Consider the following 17,364-nt stretch of genomic DNA (forward strand, 5'->3'; position numbering starts at 1 on the left):
ATCGAGAGGGAGGTGCCCATGACGCCCGACCAGCCGTCCTCGCCCCGTACCGACGCCCCTGGCCCGGCGTCGTTCCTCGCCGCCGCCGCAGCTCTTGACGCCATCGACGACGCGGTGCGCGAGGCTCAGAACAGGGCTCCGACCACCCCTGGGGCTCCCGGCCCCGGCCCGGAGCAGGCACTGGCCTCCCTGCTGCTGCTGCGGCAGGTGCGCGAGCAGCTCGCAGGCTGGGAGACCGGCCTGATCGAGACAGCCCGTGACGCGGGCGCCAGCTGGGCCGAGCTCGCCCACCCCCTCGGCGTCGCGAGCCGTCAGGCCGCCGAGCGCCGCTACCTGCGCGGCCGCCCCGGCCCGGCCGGGACCACCGGCGAACAGCGCGTGACGGCCACCCGGCAGGCGCGCGCCGCCGACCGCACCACCGCCCGCTGGGCCCGCCGTAATGCGGCCGACCTGCGCCGTCTCGCCGGCCAGATCACCGCGCTCACCGACCTTCCCCCGGCCGCCGGCCTCCCGGCCGGCGAACTCCACGCGGCCCTCGCCCACGACGACCCCGCCGACCTCATCGCCCCCCTGGCCGCCATCCGAGCTCACCTGATCGGTGCTCACCCGGACCTGGCCGCCCAGGCCGACAGCCTCACCGCACGCCGGACGGGACACGACGACCCGCGCTGACGCCGGCCTGGGCCTCGGGCACGGATCCTGGCCGTGGCCCTGCTCCCCCGGACGCGGCGCGGTCGCACCCCGGGCTCCCCGCACACCGGAATCGTCGCCGGGCCGGAAGGTGATCCGTCGTCGGCCGTCGAGTCCGGCGTGAAGATCGGTGCGAGCTGGGGGCGGCCAGGGCGCAGGTCTTCCCCCGCCCCTGCCCCGCGTGGTACGTTGCGGTCAGCACACGTGAACGCCCGCTCAGGGCGCCGGTGCTTCTCTCCCGCTGTTGCGCCCGTCCTCGATGACCGGCGATCCAGCGTCTCGCACCACTTCTTCCGTCCGGTCCGGGCTTCTCATGCCCGTCGTACGAGGCGTGATTCCGCCGCCTTGCCTTCGCCGGACCTCTCATTCGCCATGTCCGCGAAAGGACCCCCTCCATGACCAGCACACTCGAACGCCCCGTGATCCCGCAGAACCGGCCCGTCGCCCGCACCGTCGGTGTCCTCGACACCACGGGCAACGGACACGGCGTCCTGCGGACCGACGGTGGCCATCCCTCTCCCCGCGACGTCCAGGTGCCGCCCGCACTCATCCGGCAGTACGCCCTGCGCAAGGGCGATGTCGTCGAAGGAACGTGTGAGCGCCCCCGTGCCCTCTACGGCGTCGAATCCGTCAACGGCCGCCCGGCGCACGAGCTGCGCGGCCGGCCGCACTTCCGCGACCTCACCCCGCTGCACCCCCGGGAGCGGCTGCGTCTGGAGAGGCCGGGCGGGGGCCCCGCTCCTCGGATCATCGACCTCGTCTCGCCCGTCGGCAAGGGACAGCGCGGCCTGATCGTCGCGCCGCCGAAGACCGGCAAGACCGTGCTGCTGCAGCAGATCGCGGCGTCGGTCGCCGTCAACCATCCCGAGTGCCACCTGATGGTGGTCCTCCTGGACGAACGCCCCGAAGAAGTCACGGACATGCGCCGTTCCGTGCGCGGCGAGGTGTACGCCTCGACCTTCGACCGGCCCGCCAAGGAGCACATCGCGCTCGCCGACCTCGCCGTGGAACGCGCCAAGCGCCTGGTCGAACAGGGCCAGGACGTCGTGATCCTCCTCGACTCACTCACCCGGCTGTGCCGCGCGCACAACAACAACGCCGGTGCCGGCGGCCGCACGCTGAGCGGCGGCGTGGACGCGGCCGCTCTCACCGGCCCGAAGAAGCTGTTCGGGGCGGCCCGGCTCGCCGAGGAGGGCGGCTCGCTCACCATCCTGGCGACCGTACTGGTGGACACCGGCTCCCGCGCCGACGACTACTTCTTCGAGGAGCTCAAGAGCACCGGCAACATGGAGCTCCGCCTCGACCGGGTCTCGGCGGACCGGCGGATCTTCCCGGCGGTCGACATCACTCCCTCGGGCACCCGCCGAGAGGAACTCCTGCTGCCCGCGGGCGAACTGGCCGCCGTACGGGGACTGCGGCGCGCCCTGCGGTCGAGGGACGCCCAGGCCACGCTCGAAGCGCTGCTGGAGAAGATCCGCAGGACTCCCGACAACGCGGCCTTCCTCCGGCAGGTCCAGCAGACCGTCCCCGACGCGTGACCCCACGGTGCGTACGGGGGCGGGCGCCCGGTTGCCGGGGGGCGCCCGCCCGGCCGGTCAGCCCGTGGCACCCAGTGCGTCGGAGACCAGGGCGCGGGCCTCGTCCTGGACCCTGGCCAGGTGTTCGGCCCCCTGGAAGCTCTCCGCGTACACCTTGTAGACGTCCTCCGTGCCGGACGGGCGGGCCGCGAACCACGCGCTGTCGGTGCAGACCTTGAGCCCGGCGATGGCCGTGCCGTTGCCGGGAGCCTCGGTGAGAACGGCGGTGATCGGTTCCCCGGCCAGGGTGTCCGCGGTGACCTGCTCCGGCGAGAGCCTGGCCAGCACCGCCTTCTGCTCGCGGCTCGCGGGGGCGTCGATCCGCGCGTAGGCCGGGTCGCCGAACCGGGCGGTGAGTTCGCCGTAGTGCTGGGAGGGGGTGGAGCCGGTGACGGCGGTGATCTCCGACGCGAGCAGGGCGAGCAGGATGCCGTCCTTGTCGGTGGTCCACACCCGGCCGTCGCGGCGCAGGAAGGACGCTCCGGCGGACTCCTCACCGCCGAATCCCAGGGTGCCGCCGAACAGCCCGTCCACGAACCACTTGAAGCCCACGGGGACCTCGACCAGCTGCCGTCCGAGGTCGGAGGCGACGCGGTCGATCATGGAGGAGGAGACGAGGGTCTTGCCGATGCCGGTGCCGGCCGGCCAGTTCTCGCGGTGGGAGTAGAGGTAGCGGATGGCCACCGCCAGGTAGTGGTTGGGGTTCATCAGCCCGCCGTCCGGCGTGACGATGCCGTGCCGGTCGGCGTCCGCGTCGTTGCCGGTGGCGATGGTGTACGCGTCACGCTGCTCGATGAGCGAGGCCATGGCGTGCGGCGAGGAGCAGTCCATCCGGATCTTCCCGTCCCAGTCCAGCGTCATGAAGCGCCAGGTGGGATCGGCGAGCGGGTTGACCACGGTGAGATCGAGCCGGTGGCGCTCGGCGATCCGCCCCCAGTACGCGACCGAGGCCCCGCCGAGGGGGTCGGCGCCGATCCGGATCCCCGCGTCACGTACGGCGTCCAGGTCGAGGACGGCCGGGAGGTCGTCGACGTAGGCGGTCAGGAAGTCGTGGCGTCCGGTGGTGTCGGCGGCGAGTGCCCGGGCGTAGGGGATCCGGCGGACCTCCTTCAGCCCTCCCTCGATCAGGGCGTTGGCCCGGTCCTGGATCCAGGAGGTGGCGTCCGATCCGGCCGGCCCGCCGTGCGGGGGGTTGTACTTGAATCCCCCGTCGGCGGGCGGGTTGTGCGAGGGCGTGACGACGATGCCGTCCGCGAGGCCGCCCGTACGGTCCCGGTTGTACGTCAGGATCGCGTGCGAGACGGCGGGGGTGGGCGTGTAGCCGTCGTCGCTGTCGATCAGGACGGTGGCACCGTTGGCGGCCAGCACCTCCACGGCCGTGATCCGGGCGGGTTCGGACAACGCGTGGGTGTCGGCCCCGAGGAACACCGGCCCGTCGGTGCCCTGCCGCTCCCGGTAGTCGCAGATGGCCTGGGTGGTGGCGGCGATGTGGTCCTCGTTGAACGCAGCCGCGAGCGCCGATCCGCGGTGCCCCGAGGTTCCGAAGGCCACACGCTGGCCGGGCTCGGCCGGGTCCGGGTGGACGGTGTAATAGGCCGTCACCAGCCGTGCCACGTCCACCAGGTCTCCGGGCTGCGCCGGCTGACCGGCCCGTTCGTGAACCATCGCTTCTCCTCTGTCCTCATCGGCCGTTCGCGGACCGCCACCGGGCGGACGATCATCACGAGTTGTACCCGATACTGCCTCTTCGGCCCGCTTCCGGGTACACGGCCGGACCAGCAGTACATCCGGCAGACGGTGGATCCCGGGACCGATCCGGCATGGTCGGCCGGTTCGCACGGAAAGCCTGGCGAGAAGCATCCGGAGCCGGAGAAGAACCGGGTGAGGCCGCGAGGAATGCCGGCCCGCCCGGACGGAACATGGGCGATCAGAATTTCCGCACTCAACCGGACGGAAATTGCGGCACATTAACGCCGGACGTCTCCGGGCCTCGCGATACGCCCTTCGTATACGAGCAGAGGCGCACGCCACGGACATCATGCGGCATTGCGCCGGACAGGGACCGTCATAGCCGTCTGACACGCCGCGGAATTCGAGGAACCGGTGGTCGGCGGCCTGGCCGGAGGTAATCGAGAAGACACGAGCGCGAGTCATACGTGTTTTCCCACGCGTGGTCTGCGACAGTGCAGTTCGGTTTTACCCACTTGATCTCCTCCGCCATATTCCTTGCCGCCGGTGTTTACCCGAACCGGCTCTTCGGGGGCATGTGAAAGAGAGTCGTGCGTGCTGCAGAAGAGTTGCACCGACGAAAGCCGACTGACGGTCCTTCACCTGGTCCAGCCCGTGGAGGGCGGAGTCGCACGGGTCGTGACCGACCTCGTCGCGGCGCAGGTACGGGCGGGGCTGCGGCCCGTCGTGGCCTGCCCTCCGGACGGGCCGCTGGCAGCCGGGGCGTCCACGGCGGGGGCCCGGGTGTGGCCCTGGCCGGCGGAGCGCGCCCCCGGCCCCCGGCTCGGCCGGGAGGTGCTCGCGGCGCGCCGCCTGATCCGTACGTGCGCTCCCGACGTGGTGCATGCCCACAGTGCCAAGGCGGGGCTCGCCGGACGGCTGGCCGTACGCGGCCGGGTTCCGACGGTGTTCCAGCCGCACGCCTGGTCGTTCGAGGCCCTGGAGGGCCGGGCCGCCGGACTGGCCACCGCCTGGGAGCGGTTCGGGGCGCGGTGGAGCGACCGGATCCTCTGCGTCAGCGAGTCCGAGCGCCAGGCCGGGCAGCGCGCGGGCATCACGGCCCGCTGGTCGGTCATCCACAACGGCATCGACCTGGGCCGTTTCCGGCCGCCCGGCGCGGACGCCGCCGTGGCGGCCCGTGCCTCGCTCGCTCCGCTCGCCGGGGTCCCTCCCGAAGTGCCGCTCGTCGTGTGCGTCGGGCGCCTGAGCCGGCAGAAGGGCCAGGACGTCCTGCTGCGGGCCTGGCGGGCGGCGGCGACGGGCGGTGCGCGGCTGGTGCTGGTCGGCGAGGGGCCGTACGGGGAGGAGCTGCGGCGCACCGCGCCGCCCGGCGTGCTGTTCACGGGGGCGAGCACCGATGTGCGGCCCTGGATCCACGCGGCGGACCTGCTGGTCCTCCCTTCGCGCTGGGAGGGGATGGCGCTGGCCCCCCTCGAGGCGATGGCCTGCGGCACCCCGGTCCTGCTGACCGATGTCGACGGGGCCAGGGAGAGCCTGCCGCCCGGCCATCTGCCCCACTGCCTGGTGCCGCCCGAGGACCCCGCGGCGCTCGCGGCGGCGCTCACCACGCTGCTGGGCGATCCGGCGCTGCGTACGGAGCTGGGCCGCACGGGACAGAGCCGTACCCGGGCGGTCTTCGACGTCACGAGGACCGCCGGTGCGGTCCTGCGCCTGTACGAGGAACTTGTCGGCCAGTCCCGCCCCGAGACGAGGAAGCGCACCGAGCGATGACGACGGAGAGTGCACCTGCCCCCCGAGCCGCCCAGGCGACCGCCGTACGGCGTGCGGCACCGACGATCCGCCCGCCGCGCAGCGGCAGGGACGGCGCTCCGGCCCCACGGACCGCCGGAGGACTCGGTCGCCACCGGGCCCCGGTCGCGCTCATGGCCGGCGACGCGCTGGCGCTCGGCCTGGCCGTGGCCCTGGTCGCACCAGGACCGTGGCCCCCGGCCGTGGCGCTGCTGCAGGCCGCCGTCCAGCTGCTCCTGAACGCCTACCGGGGCCTCTACCGGGCCGGGTTCTCCCCCTCCGCGCTGGCGGAACTCCCGGCGCTGGCCGGGCTGGCCGCGGTGCAGTGGTACGTCGTCGCCGAGGCGGTGTCCGCGTACGACCCGCGCCACACCGCCGCGTGGGCGGCGCTCGGCTGCGCGGCCGGTCTCCAGATCCTGGTGAGCTGCGGGGCGCGCGCCGTCGTCCACCGGTACCGGCTGTGGTCGGCCGCGCGTCATCCGCGGTCCACCCTGGTGGTGGGCGACGGCCCGCTCGCGGACCGCGTCGTCACCGTGCTGCAGGAGCACACGCGGTACGGGATGCGGCCGGTCGGCCGGGTGGGGGGCTCCGGCGCCGACACCGACGAGACGGCGGAGGCGCCGGCGGGCGAGGCGCCGCTGCCCGTCCTGGCGTCGGTGCAGGACGCCGCCCGGGCGGTCGTGCAGAACTCGGTGCGGCACGCGGTCTTCACGGTGCCTCCCGAGGCCGTGCCCGACGGGGCGGAGCTCTTCGCCCTCTTCGCGCGGCACGGCTGCCGGGTGTGGCTGATCACCGATCAGGGAGCGGTGGCGCGGTACCGGACCGCGCCCCGCCCGGACCATGTGTGGGGCTTCGCCGCCCACGCGCTGCACGCCGGGCCCCACCACCCCGTGGCACACCGGGTGAAACGGGTCATGGACGCCGTCCTCGCCACGGCCGCCCTGCTCGCGGCGTCCCCCGTGATGGCCGCCTGCGCGCTCGCCGTGCGGGTGTGCGACGGCCCGGGCGTCATCTTCCGTCAGGAGCGGATCGGAAGGCACGGGCGGCCGTTCGTCCTGCTGAAGTTCCGCACCCTGCGCCCGGCCGACGCGCACGAGTCGGCCACCCGGTGGAACGTGTCGGAGGACCGGCGCATGAGCCGCGTGGGCAGGACGCTGCGCAGGACCTCGCTCGACGAGCTGCCGCAGCTGTGGAACGTCGTGCGCGGCGACATGAGCCTGGTCGGGCCACGCCCCGAACGCCCCTACTTCGTCCAGCAGTTCAGCCGGATGCATCCCGGCTACCGGTCCCGCCACCGGATGCCCGTCGGCATCACCGGGCTCGCCCAGGTGCACGGTCTGCGCGGCGACACCTCGATCGAGGACCGGGCCCGCTTCGACAACCGGTACATCGAGACGTGGTCGCTCTGGCAGGACCTGTGCGTGCTGGCGCGCACGGCCGGCTCGGTGTTCCGGCTCGGAGGCAGCTGAACCGTGACACTCACCGTTACCGCGGCCCCGGCCGTACCGGCCGTCGAGGAGCAGGCGCCCCCTCACGGGTGGGGCGGCCTGCGGCCGTTGCTGCCGTTGCTCGCGACGGTCCTGCTCGTGGCCGTCCCGTCCGGCGACGGTGAGGCCGGGGCCCTGGCCGGCGTGCCGGCGGCCGATCTCGTCTCGGGTGCGGCGGTCCTCGTCTGCGTGGGCGTGCTGCTGTTCCTGCGGCGGCGTCCGCTCTCACCGGCCGCCGCGCTCGTGCTGGGGCTTCCGGCCGTGGGGCTCGCCCTGGCCACGGTCACCGCGGCGGACCCGGTGGCGGCCCTGCCGGGGTTCGTGCGGTATCTGCAGATCTTCGTCCTCGTGCCGGCCGCCGTCCTTCTGCTGGTCAGGGACGCCTCGGGGTTCCGGGTCGTCATGGGCGCGCTCGTCCTGCTGGCGGCCGTCCAGGGGGCCGTGGGGGTCCACCAGTACGTCACCGGCACCGGCGCCTCGTACATGGGCGAGACCATCCGCGCGGTCGGGACGTTCGGCCCCGGCGACGTGATGGGGATGGCGACGGTCGTCGGCTACGGGGTGGTGGCGGCCGCCGCGTACGCACTCCGCGCCCCCGCCGGCACGCCCCGCCCGCTGAAGCCGTGGGCCGCCGTGACCGCGGCGCTGCTGCTCGTCCCGCTCACGCTGTCCTTCAGCCGGGGGGCGTGGATCGCGACGGCGGCGGGGGCCCTCGCCGTGATCGCGCTCACCGGGCTCCGGCAGGCCGTCCGCGCCGTGGCGGTGCTGGGCGCGGCCGGGGTGGTCCTGGTGGGCGGTTTCGGCGTCGGGTCCGAGATGATCTCGCAACGGCTCACCAGCATCACCGAGGTGACCAGCGCGCCCGACCGCTCGGTCAACGACCGCTACACCATGTGGGCCGCGGCGGAGGGCATGTGGCGCGAGCACCCGGCGGCGGGTGTCGGCCTCAAGGGCTTCCCGGCGCACCGGGACGGGCACGCCTCGATCGGTCTCTCCTCGGGGAGCGACACGGCGGGGGTCGGTCAGGAGTTCCGTAAGCAGCCGCTGCTCTCCCCCCACAACATGTATCTGCTGGTGCTCAGCGAACAGGGGCTCATCGGCTTCACCGCGCTGGTGGGCTCCTGGGCGGCGCTGCTGGTCGGCGGGGTGCGGAGGCTGGTGCTCGCGCGGGCCCGGGGGTCCGCGGCCGTCGACTGCGGTCTCGTCGCCGTCGGGCTGATGACCTGGCAGACCGTCGACTTCCTGTACGCGGACATCGGGGGGCCCTCCACCGTCCTGACCGGGATCGTGCTCGGCCTCGCCGCGTGGTGGGCGCTGGCCGAACCCGAGGGGGCGACCGCCGCGTGAGCAGCACCGCCACCGATCCGGCCGCGGAGGCACCGGCCCCCGGACCATCCACGCATGATGCTCCGGTACGTCCAGGGCGTTTCCTCGCCCGGGCGGCGGGCGGCGCCGCCGGTCTCACCGTGGTCGCCGCCCTGCTGGGACTCGTACGGGACCAGGCCGTCGCCCGGCTCTTCGGCGCCAGCCACGCCAGCGACGCGTTCCTGATCGCCTGGACCGTGCCGGAGATGGCGGCCACGCTGCTCATCGAGGACGGCATGGCGCTGCTGCTCGTGCCCGCGTTCAGCCTGGCGCTGACCCGGCGGGCCGCCGGGGGCCACACACAGGACCCGGTCCGCGTCCTGATCGCCGACACCCTGCCCCGGCTGTTCGCCGCGCTGGCCTGCGCGGGAGGGCTGCTGATCTGGGGCGCCCCCTGGGCCGTCGGCGTCCTGGCGCCCGGGCTGGACGATCCCCGGCTCGCGGTGGACTGCACCCGGCTCACGGCCGTCACGGTCCTCACCTTCGGCATCACGGGGTACTTCAGCGCGGCGTTGCGGGCCCACGGCCGGTTCCTGGGCCCGGCGGGTGTCTACATCGCGTACAACATCGGCATCATCGGGATGACGCTGGCACTGCACTCCGTCTGGGGGGTGCGGGCCGCGGCCGCCGGGGTCGCCGTCGGCAGCCTGCTGATGATCCTGACGCTGCTGCCCGCGTTCGTACGGCTGGTGCCGGGGCGGCGGGGGAAGCCGGCCGTCCGGGAGCGGGGTTCCGGTTCCGCCCTTCTCGGGGCGACGGTCCTGGCGCCGGTCGTCCTGTTCGTGGTGAGCCGTCAGTCGCAGGTCTTCGTCGAGCGGTTCCTCGCCTCGTCCCTGCCGGACGGCGCCATCTCCCATCTCAACTACGCGCAGAAGGTCGCGCAGCTGCCGATGGTGCTGTCCATGATGATCTGCACGGTGACGTTCCCCGTGGTCGCGCGGGCCATGGCCGCCGGTGACCGGGAGGGCGCCCGGCGGCGGGTCGAGCGCGATCTCGCCCTGGCCGGGACCGTGGTGCTGCTGGGTACGGCGATGGTGCTCGGCTGTGCTCCCCGGATCGTCGAAGTCCTCTTCCAGCGTGGCGCGTTCGACGCGGCGGACACCGCCGCCACCGCCGGGGTCATGCGGGTCTACGCGCTCGGTCTGCTCGGCCACACCCTGGTCGGCGCCCTGTGCCGGCCGTTCTTCTCGGCCGGACGGCCCACCTGGTACCCGCTCGGCGCGATGGGCGCAGGCCTCCTGGTCACCACTGCGGCCGGCGCGCTGCTGACCGGTCCGTTCGGCGTGAACGGCATCGCGGCCGCCAATGCCGTCGGTATCAGCACGGCCGCCCTGCTGATGCTCCTCGGCCTGGGCAGGCGGGCGGTCGCCGTACGGACCGGGGCCGTGGCCCTCTCCCTCGTGCGGCCGGCCGCCGCCGCGGCCGTCGCCGCTGCGGCCGGCCGGCTGGCCACGGACCTGGTGCCCGGGCCGCTGCCCGGTCTGGCGGCCGGCTGTCTCGCCGTACCGGCGGCGTTCCTTCTGGCCGGGTTCGTGCTCCGGATGCCCGAAGCCGTCCACCTGCCCGCACTCATCCGACGGAGGTTCCCTCATGGCCGCTGACACCTCGGCACCGCGTGCCCGGACGCCCCGCCTCCGGACCCGGCCGTGGATCCTGACCTATCACTCGGTGAGCGATCCCACGGAGGATCCGTACGGCATCACCGTCTCCGCCGACCGTCTGGACGAGCAGCTGACCTGGCTGCGCCGCCGGGGCCTGACCGGCGTGGGGGTCGCCGCGCTGCTGCGGGCGCGGGCCGCCGGGAAGGGCGGGCTGGTCGGGCTCACCTTCGACGACGGGTACGCCGACTTCCTCGACGAGGCGCTCCCGGTGCTGCTCGCCCACGGCTGCAGCGCGACGGTGTTCGTCCTTCCCGGCAGGCCCGGCGGCACCAACGCCTGGGACCCGCTCGGCCCGCGCAGACCGCTGCTGACCGAGGAGGGCATCCGTACGGTCGCGGCGGCGGGGATGGAGGTCGGCTCGCACGGGATGCTCCACCGGGATCTGACGGCGCTGTCCGACGAGGAACTCCGGGAGGAGACGCACGGCAGCCGGGACGCGCTGCACCGCCTCGTCCGGGAGGCGCCGTCCGGCTTCTGCTACCCGTACGGCACGGCCGACCGGCGGGTGGTCGAGTCCGTCCGGGAGGCGGGGTACGCCTATGGGTGCGCTCTCGTCCCCGGTCCCCTGGCGGGGCCGCTCGCCCTTCCCCGTACGCATGTCAGCCACGCCGACCGGGGTGCCCGTCTCCGGGCCAAGGAGATCAGGCACCGGCTGCGGAACCGCTCCGCCGGCGCCACGGGGCCGGGTGACGCGGGGTGAGAGCACTGCACGTCATCACCGGTCTCGGCGTCGGCGGGGCCGAACAGCAGCTGCGTCTGCTGCTGCGTCATCTCCCGGTGCGCTGCGACGTCGTGACGCTCACCAACCCGGGGGCGGTCGCGGACGGGCTGCGCGCCGACGGTGTCCGGGTCCGGGATCTGGGGATGCGGAGCAACCGGGACCTCGGCGCGGTGCCCCGGCTGGCCCGTCTCATCCGCCGCGGCTCCTACGACCTGGTGCACACGCACCTCTACCGGGCCTGCGTCTACGGCCGGATCGCGGCGCGCCTCGCCGGGACGACCGTGGTGTCGACGGAGCACTCGCTGGGACACGCGGAGATCGAGGGGCGGCCGCTCACCCGCGGCACCCGGGAGCTCTATCTGCGCACCGAGCGGCTGGGGGCTGCGACGGTCGCCGTCTCCGACACCGTCGCGGGCAGGCTCCGCGACTGGGGTGTGCCGGCCGCGCGGATCCACACCGTGCCCAACGGGGTGGATGTGGCCGCCTTCCGTTTCGACAGCGCACGACGGCAGACCACCCGGGCCGCGCTGGGGCTTCCCGGCACGGCCTTCGTGGTGGGCGGTGTGGGCAGGCTGGTCCCCGGCAAACGTTTCGACCTGCTGATCCGTGCCGTCGCCGCGCTCCCCGGTGCCTGGCTGGTCCTGGCCGGGGACGGGCCGGAGGCCGGGGCGCTGCGCGCGCTCGCCGCCCGGCTCGGTGTCGCCGGCCGCGTCAGGTTCCTCGGCGAGTGCGGGGCTCCGGAAGGTGCCGCTCCGGACATCCCGGCGGTGCTCAGCGCCGTCGACACGTTCGTCTCGGCGTCCCGCGAGGAGTCCTTCGGTCTCGCCGTCGTCGAGGCCCTGGCGGCCGGGCTTCCCGTGGTGCACGCGGCGTGCCCGGCCATCGAGGACCTCCCGGCGGACCGGGCCCCGGGCGCCGTCCGGATCGGTTCCGCCTCCGGTGCCGGCGATCCCACGGAGGAGCTGACGGCGGCGCTTCGGCACCGGATGGAGGGCGGCGCCAGGAGGCTGCCGCCGCCTCCCGCGGTCGACCACTACGACATCAGGCTCAGCAGCCGGCGCCTCCTGGACGTCTACGCACAGGCCCTCGACACCCCCACAGCCACCCCGACCGTCACCCCGACCGAGAGAGCACTCCCATGACCGAGTCGCCCGAGCAGCAGCCGGCCGTCCCCGGACGGCTGCGCAGGCTCCGCCCCACATCCCTACGGCCCACCTGGTGGCCCCTGCCCGCCTGCGTCCTGCTCGGGGCCGCCTGCGGATTCTCGTACGGCATGCTCGCCCAGCCCGAGTACGCGGCCACCAGCTACGCCATGGTCACCGCGGGCAAGGGCATCGATCCGGCCGCCGCCCTGGGGTACGCCCAGTCGTACGGGCGCCTGGCCACCAGCGACGCCACCCTCTCCTACGCCAAGGGCGCCGCCGGGGAGCCCGTACGTGAACTCCGCGCCCACGTACGGTCCGAGACCTCCCCGGACTCGCCCATGATCGCGGTCACCGGTACGTCCGTGTCGCGCGGGCGTGCCGCGGACATCGCCAACGCGGTGACCGAGGCGGTGGTCGTGAGCAGCGGTCACGTCGCGAAGGACACCGGTGTGAAGCTGGTGAAGTTCTCCCACGCCGTACCGCCCGTCGATCCCGTCTCCCCGTCCGCGCCGCTCGGCACGGCCGTCGGCGCCAGCGCGGGCGGGCTGGTCGGCGGACTCATCCTGCTCGTCCGCCCCCGGCCCGGACGCCGGGGAGTGACGGCCCAGGTTCCGGGTCCCACCCATGGCGGCACCACCGGCGAACGGGAGCTCGTGCGATGAACATCGACCACCGTGGACGGCTCACCGTGACCCTCTGCAGGGACCTGCCGGACTTCGTGGACCTCGCCCCGGAGTGGAACGCGCTGCACCGCAGGTGTCCCACCGCCACGCCGTTCCAGAGCCATGCGTGGCTCCACTCGTGGTGGCTCTCCTACGGGACTCCCGGCCGGCTCCGGGTCGTACTGGTGCGCAGGGACGGACGGCTGATCGGCGCGGCGCCGCTGATGCTCGTGCACCGCCCGATGCCTCTGCTGGTGCCGATGGGCGGAGCGATCTCCGACTACTTCGACATCCTGGTGGACGGCGAGGACGTCCCGGCGGCGGTCACCGCGCTGGAGCGCGGGCTCCACCGCGCGGCGGCGCACACCGTCGTGGACCTGCGGGAGGTCAGGCCCGACGCCTCGGCGCACCTGCTGTTCGAGGCGTGGTCCGGCGCCCGGAGCAGCCGCACCGACTCGACCTGCATGGAGCTGCCCGCCGAGCCGATCGACGCCCTCATCGGGCGGATGACCGGTTCGCGCGCCCAGCGGGCGCGGGCCAAGCTGCGCAGGGTCGACGCCCTGGGCATCGAGTGCCGTACCGCGCCGGTGCACGGGGTGGCGGGGGCGATCGGCAGCCTGCTGCGGCTCCACGAGCTCCAGTGGCTCGGCAGAGGCGTCAACCCCGAGCACCTGCGGCCCCGGTTCTGCGCGCATCTGGTGCGCTCCGCCCGCCGGATGGTGCGCGACGGGGAGGCCTCGGTCAGGGAGTTCCTGCTCGACGGCGAGGTGGTGGCCGCCGATGTGTCGTTCCGGTCGGCGCGGCTGACCGGGGGGTACCTCTACGGGGCCGACCCCCGGCTCAGGGAGACGAAGGTGGACGTCTCCTCGATGCTGCTGCGCGAGATCGCGCGGGAGGCCGACGGCCTGGACCGTGGTGTGCTGAGTCTGCTGCGCGGCTCGGAGCAGTACAAGAGCCACTGGGGCCCGGTGCCGGTCGTCAACCGGCGCCTGATGCTGGCCCGTTCCTCGCTGGAGCCGCTGCTGCGGCTGCGCGAGACACAGGTGAACGTCCGGGAGCGGGCGGCCGGCACGGTGAAGTCCCGGCTTCCCGCGGCACGGGAGTGGCGCGGCCGTCTGAGCGAGCTGCCCGCGGCCGGGGCCGCGCTGATCGGCCGGAGTTGAGCCGTGATGATGACTTTTGCGGCGATCCGTTACCGTCTGTCGACTTTCGCGTTGTCAGGGCATACCGGTCGCACGCTCGCGGCCGGCTTCAACCCCCTCAAGGAGAACTGATGTCGCGTATCTCGAAGGTGGCCGCCGTCATGGCAGGTACCGGTGCCCTGATCGCCGGCGGCGCCGGCATGGCTACCGCCGACTCCGGAGCGGAGGCCGTCGCGGCCCACTCCCCCGGTGTCATTTCGGGCAACGCCGTCCAGGTGCCCGTCAGCATCCCGGTCAACGTGTGCGGCAACACGGTGAACGTGATCGCTCTGCTGAACCCGGCGTTCGGCAACACCTGCGCGAACGTTTCGGACAGCCACGAGGACGAGGGCGAGTACGGCTACGGCCACTGATCCCCCCGAGGCACCGTCCGGGCCCTCTCCCTCCGCGTCCGCAGCGGAGGGAGGGGGCCCGGCCCGCTTCCGGGGGCGCCGCTCAGACGTACCGGTAGAGCCGGCTGTGGTCCATGAGCTGCGAGGGCGCGACGTCCCACGGCGGCATGGGCCGGTCGAGCGGGAAGATCCGGTCGCGCTGCGGATCACCGGCGGGGAGCTCCCGGGCCGGCAGGTAGCGGGAGCGGGGGTGCGCCTTCTGCCAGCGGGTCCACAGCAGGTCGATGAAGGCGTGGTGCAGCCAGAAGACGGGGTCGTCGGGCGACGCGGCGCCCGCCATCGACCCGCCGATCCAGCGGTGCACCCGGTTGTGGTTGGCCACACCGCGGCCCCCTCGGATGCCCCATCCCTCGATCCTGTTCCGGAAGCCGGTGGTGCTGACGCTGTTCCACGGCTCGGTGTCGTAGACCGGATCCTTCAGCGCACGCTCCACGTCCGCCGCCGCGGGCAGGGTGACGGGTGAGGAGGGCCTGCCGAAGTTGCGCCGCAGGAAGGGGTCGTCGGTGACTCCGGCGCGGATACGCCAGTTGCCCTGCCGGTAGGCGAACGGTCCGGTCATGACCTGCCGGTCGCCCGGCCTGCCGTTGCCGCCCAGGAAGTCGTCCGCCCAGAGGGACGAGCTGGCCGTGTTGTCACGCGTCCAGTCCCAGTACGGGATCGACACGCGGGGATCGACCGCGCGCAGCGCCTTCTCGAACTCCAGCAGGTATCTGCGGTGCCAGGGGAAGAAGGACGGCGTCATATGGGCGGGCCGTGGCCTGCTCTCGGCGTCGGTGACGTAGTACTGCCGGTGCAGGCTGACGAAGTCGTCGTAGCGGCCCGACCGTTTCAGCTCCAGGATCGCGTCGACCAGACGCTTCTTCTCGGTGCGCGTGAGGTCGCGCTGGTTCTTCCGGCTGTACACGCGTGCTCGTCCTTAAGGGCTCAGATGGTGTGCGGGGAGGCGGCCGACAGCTGCGCGGGGCCCAGTTCGTCGACCGCCGCGCGGGCCGTCTCGAGGAGGGTGGGGAAGGACTCGTAGTGGTTGACGGTGCTGAGATAGCTCCCGTCGGCGCGCCTCATCACGTGCAGCGGCCTCCCGTCGACGCTGACCTCGGTGCCGGTCACCGCTGCGGCGGCTCCGGCCTCACCGGCGTACGGCTGTGCACCGGCGTGCGGCTGTTTGCCGTCGTCGGGCGGTGCAGCGGCGTACGGCTGTGCGCCGGCCGGCACCGTGGTCGTGACCGTGCCCCGGATCTCGCGGCCCTTGTACAGCTCGGAGAAGCGCTCGGGGCCCACGGCGCCGCGCTCCCGGTCCGCGCCCGCGGGCCCCTGGGTCCCGAGGAGGACCGGGGCGAGCGCGCCGCCGGTCCCGGCGATCACGGCTGCGGTGAAGGCGGTGCGCAGCACCGCGCGGCGGGCCGGCCGTGGTGCGCCGGCCGGCTCCCCCTTCGTACCGTCGGTCGGGTTCATGGTGGGTGTACCTCCCTCTCGTGGGCTCCTGCGAGGTCCCGCTCGAGTGGGCAACGAGGCGGTGCGCGAACGGTTCTCATCCGCAGGACATCACGCGACCGTGGTAATTCCGTGGCGCTCCCCGGCCGTGTCGGCCCTGTGGAGCGGCCGCCGGGGTGAGCATGGCCGTCCGAGCTCCCGGAGGTGGTGCATGAACGCGCCGACGCAGGTGTCCACGGTCCGCGTGCGGGGAACGGCCGGTGCCGATCTGGCCGATCCGGCGTTCTGGCGGCTGCCGCGGCACGAACGGCTGTCCGCGTTCGCCCGGCTGAGGGAGCTCGACGCACCGGTCCTCTTCACCCCTCGTACGGGTTCACGCACGCCCTTCTACGCGGTGGTGAGGCACGCGGACGTGAAGTCGGCGAGCCGGCAGCCGCAGTTCTTCGCCAGCGCACCGGGTGTCACGACTCCGGAACCGGCGCCCTGGGCCAAGGCGGTCTTCGGCAACTCCATGGTCAACATGGACGGCGCCGAGCACGCGGGGCTGCGCAGGACCATCTCGCGCGCGTTCACGCCGAGGCTGCTCGCGGCCGCCGAGGAGAACATCGACGCCGTCGCCCGGCGGCTCGTGGACGAAGCCGCCGCCGCGGGGCCGGGTGACTTCATGCGCGCGGCGCCCTCCCGCATGCCGTTCGAGGTGATCTGCGACCTGATGGGCATCCCCGCGCGCCACCGGGCCCGGATCGCCGCCCGTATCGACCACGCCTCGGAGTACGTCGGGGTCCAGCGGCGGGGCCGCGCCCGGCTGCGGATCCCGGGGCGCGGCCTGCGCTCGCTGGCCCGCATGCAGCTGGAGATGGCGGGTATCGCCCGTGAGCGCCGCCGCGTCCCGGCGGACGACGTGATCTCGGCACTCGTCCGCGCGGACGTCGGCGGACAGGCGCTGTCCTCGCGTCAGCTCGGCGCGTTCTTCTCGCTGCTGCTCGTGGCCGGTGTGGAGACCACTCGGAACGCGATCGCCCACGGGCTGGTGCTGCTGACGGAGCATCCGGAGCAGCGGGCGCTCCTGGAGTCCGACTTCGACCGTTACGCCGACGGCGCGGTGGAGGAGATCGTGCGGCACTCGACGCCGATCATCCAGTTCCGCCGGACGGTGGCGGCGGAGTGCGAGCTCGGCGGCCGCACCTTTCTGCCCGGGGAGAAGGTCGTGCTCCTCTACGCGTCCGCGAACCGCGACGCCTCGGTGTTCGACGACCCGGAGGCGTTCGACATCACCCGGTCGCCCAATCCGCATCTCGGATACGGCGGCGGGGGCCCTCACCACTGTCTGGGAGCGCATCTCGCGAAGCTGGAGCTGAAAGCGCTCTTCCGCGAAATGCTCACCCGGCCGGTGAATATCCGGGCTTCGGGAGAACCCGGTCTGGTCGATTCGAATTTCGACAACCGTGTCGGCTCTCTTCCCTTCACCTTCGACCGGTGTCACCCGAACGGTCCGCTATGAACGGACGCGTGTCGCGAATGGGCTATTCACGGGCGGTCCCGCAGCCCATTGTT

At 73.4% G+C, this 17,364-nt stretch carries 15 protein-coding genes; 12 read left to right on the forward strand and 3 right to left on the reverse strand.

Going from position 1 to position 17,364, the window contains the following annotated elements:
* Positions 1–18 precede the first annotated feature (18 nt).
* Both JKV81_RS29430 and rho read left to right on the forward strand, forming a co-directional pair.
* Positions 19–672 (forward strand): type III effector protein, encoded by a 654-nt coding sequence (locus JKV81_RS29430; protein WP_129260554.1) that lies wholly within the window; start codon positions 19–21, stop codon positions 670–672.
* Positions 673–1,085: 413 nt separating this feature from the next.
* Positions 1,086–2,228, forward strand: a complete 1,143-nt coding sequence (gene rho, locus JKV81_RS29435; RefSeq protein WP_236058075.1) for a transcription termination factor Rho — start codon at positions 1,086–1,088, stop codon at positions 2,226–2,228.
* Positions 2,229–2,285: 57 nt separating this feature from the next.
* Here rho and pgm read toward each other — a convergent pair whose 3' ends face one another.
* Positions 2,286–3,932 (reverse strand): phosphoglucomutase (alpha-D-glucose-1,6-bisphosphate-dependent), encoded by a 1,647-nt coding sequence (gene pgm / locus JKV81_RS29440; protein ID WP_202078670.1) that lies wholly within the window; start codon positions 3,930–3,932, stop codon positions 2,286–2,288.
* A 618-nt stretch (positions 3,933–4,550) separates the two neighbouring features.
* Between pgm and JKV81_RS29445 the strand changes: the two genes are divergently transcribed.
* From JKV81_RS29445 to JKV81_RS29485, 9 genes are all read left to right on the forward strand, one after another.
* The gene (locus tag JKV81_RS29445) at positions 4,551–5,726 is read left to right on the forward strand and encodes a glycosyltransferase family 4 protein (protein WP_202078671.1); all 1,176 of its coding nucleotides are present in this window, start codon (positions 4,551–4,553) and stop codon (positions 5,724–5,726) included.
* Positions 5,723–7,213: a sugar transferase gene (locus JKV81_RS29450; RefSeq protein ID WP_202078673.1), complete on the forward strand. Its 1,491-nt coding sequence runs from the start codon at positions 5,723–5,725 to the stop codon at positions 7,211–7,213. Before JKV81_RS29445 ends, JKV81_RS29450 begins: the two co-directional genes overlap by 4 nt.
* Before the next feature lie 3 nt (positions 7,214–7,216).
* Positions 7,217–8,578: an O-antigen ligase family protein gene (locus tag JKV81_RS29455; RefSeq protein WP_202078675.1), complete on the forward strand. Its 1,362-nt coding sequence runs from the start codon at positions 7,217–7,219 to the stop codon at positions 8,576–8,578.
* Complete coding sequence (locus tag JKV81_RS29460) at positions 8,575–10,197, forward strand: lipid II flippase MurJ (RefSeq protein WP_372444265.1); 1,623 nt, start codon at positions 8,575–8,577, stop codon at positions 10,195–10,197. The genes JKV81_RS29455 and JKV81_RS29460 overlap by 4 nt, the downstream gene beginning before the upstream one ends.
* Complete coding sequence (locus tag JKV81_RS29465) at positions 10,187–10,957, forward strand: polysaccharide deacetylase family protein (protein ID WP_129260559.1); 771 nt, start codon at positions 10,187–10,189, stop codon at positions 10,955–10,957. The genes JKV81_RS29460 and JKV81_RS29465 overlap by 11 nt, the downstream gene beginning before the upstream one ends.
* Positions 10,954–12,120 (forward strand): glycosyltransferase, encoded by a 1,167-nt coding sequence (locus JKV81_RS29470; RefSeq protein ID WP_202078677.1) that lies wholly within the window; start codon positions 10,954–10,956, stop codon positions 12,118–12,120. Before JKV81_RS29465 ends, JKV81_RS29470 begins: the two co-directional genes overlap by 4 nt.
* On the forward strand, positions 12,117–12,785 hold the full coding sequence (locus tag JKV81_RS29475) for a YveK family protein (protein WP_129260561.1): 669 nt from the start codon (positions 12,117–12,119) through the stop codon (positions 12,783–12,785). Before JKV81_RS29470 ends, JKV81_RS29475 begins: the two co-directional genes overlap by 4 nt.
* Entirely contained in the window at positions 12,782–13,948 is a 1,167-nt protein-coding gene (locus JKV81_RS29480; RefSeq protein WP_129260562.1) for a GNAT family N-acetyltransferase, read from the forward strand. The genes JKV81_RS29475 and JKV81_RS29480 overlap by 4 nt, the downstream gene beginning before the upstream one ends.
* Positions 13,949–14,058: 110 nt before the next feature.
* Positions 14,059–14,340, forward strand: a complete 282-nt coding sequence (locus JKV81_RS29485) for a chaplin (RefSeq protein ID WP_099171400.1) — start codon at positions 14,059–14,061, stop codon at positions 14,338–14,340.
* Between the two features lie 82 nt (positions 14,341–14,422).
* On the opposite strand, the gene JKV81_RS29490 is transcribed toward JKV81_RS29485, so the two are convergent.
* Both JKV81_RS29490 and JKV81_RS29495 read right to left on the reverse strand, forming a co-directional pair.
* Positions 14,423–15,283, reverse strand: a complete 861-nt coding sequence (locus tag JKV81_RS29490) for a tyrosinase family protein (protein ID WP_129260563.1) — start codon at positions 15,281–15,283, stop codon at positions 14,423–14,425.
* A 20-nt stretch (positions 15,284–15,303) separates the two neighbouring features.
* Positions 15,304–15,831, reverse strand: coding sequence for a tyrosinase family oxidase copper chaperone (locus JKV81_RS29495; protein ID WP_202078679.1), 528 nt, complete (start codon positions 15,829–15,831; stop codon positions 15,304–15,306).
* A 190-nt stretch (positions 15,832–16,021) separates the two neighbouring features.
* On the opposite strand from JKV81_RS29495, the gene JKV81_RS29500 reads away from it, so the two are divergent.
* The gene (locus JKV81_RS29500) at positions 16,022–17,311 is read left to right on the forward strand and encodes a cytochrome P450 (protein ID WP_202078681.1); all 1,290 of its coding nucleotides are present in this window, start codon (positions 16,022–16,024) and stop codon (positions 17,309–17,311) included.
* Positions 17,312–17,364: the final 53 nt, after the last annotated feature.

Source organism: Streptomyces silvae, assembly GCF_016745505.1.
In the GTDB taxonomy this organism is placed as follows: Bacteria; Actinomycetota; Actinomycetes; order Streptomycetales; family Streptomycetaceae; genus Streptomyces; species Streptomyces silvae.

Excerpts from the sequence above, each read along its gene's own strand:
- JKV81_RS29465 (WP_129260559.1), top strand. The coding sequence starts at position 10,187 with ATGGCCGCTGACACCTCGGCACCGCGTGCCCGGACGCCCCGCCTCCGG.
- JKV81_RS29475 (WP_129260561.1), top strand. The coding sequence starts at position 12,117 with ATGACCGAGTCGCCCGAGCAGCAGCCGGCCGTCCCCGGACGGCTGCGC.
- JKV81_RS29480 (WP_129260562.1), top strand. The coding sequence starts at position 12,782 with ATGAACATCGACCACCGTGGACGGCTCACCGTGACCCTCTGCAGGGAC.
- JKV81_RS29450 (WP_202078673.1), top strand. The coding sequence starts at position 5,723 with ATGACGACGGAGAGTGCACCTGCCCCCCGAGCCGCCCAGGCGACCGCC.
- rho (WP_236058075.1), top strand. The coding sequence starts at position 1,086 with ATGACCAGCACACTCGAACGCCCCGTGATCCCGCAGAACCGGCCCGTC.
- JKV81_RS29495 (WP_202078679.1), bottom strand. The coding sequence starts at position 15,831 with ATGAACCCGACCGACGGTACGAAGGGGGAGCCGGCCGGCGCACCACGG.
- pgm (WP_202078670.1), bottom strand. The coding sequence starts at position 3,932 with ATGGTTCACGAACGGGCCGGTCAGCCGGCGCAGCCCGGAGACCTGGTG.
- JKV81_RS29485 (WP_099171400.1), top strand. The coding sequence starts at position 14,059 with ATGTCGCGTATCTCGAAGGTGGCCGCCGTCATGGCAGGTACCGGTGCC.
- JKV81_RS29430 (WP_129260554.1), top strand. The coding sequence starts at position 19 with ATGACGCCCGACCAGCCGTCCTCGCCCCGTACCGACGCCCCTGGCCCG.
- JKV81_RS29500 (WP_202078681.1), top strand. The coding sequence starts at position 16,022 with ATGAACGCGCCGACGCAGGTGTCCACGGTCCGCGTGCGGGGAACGGCC.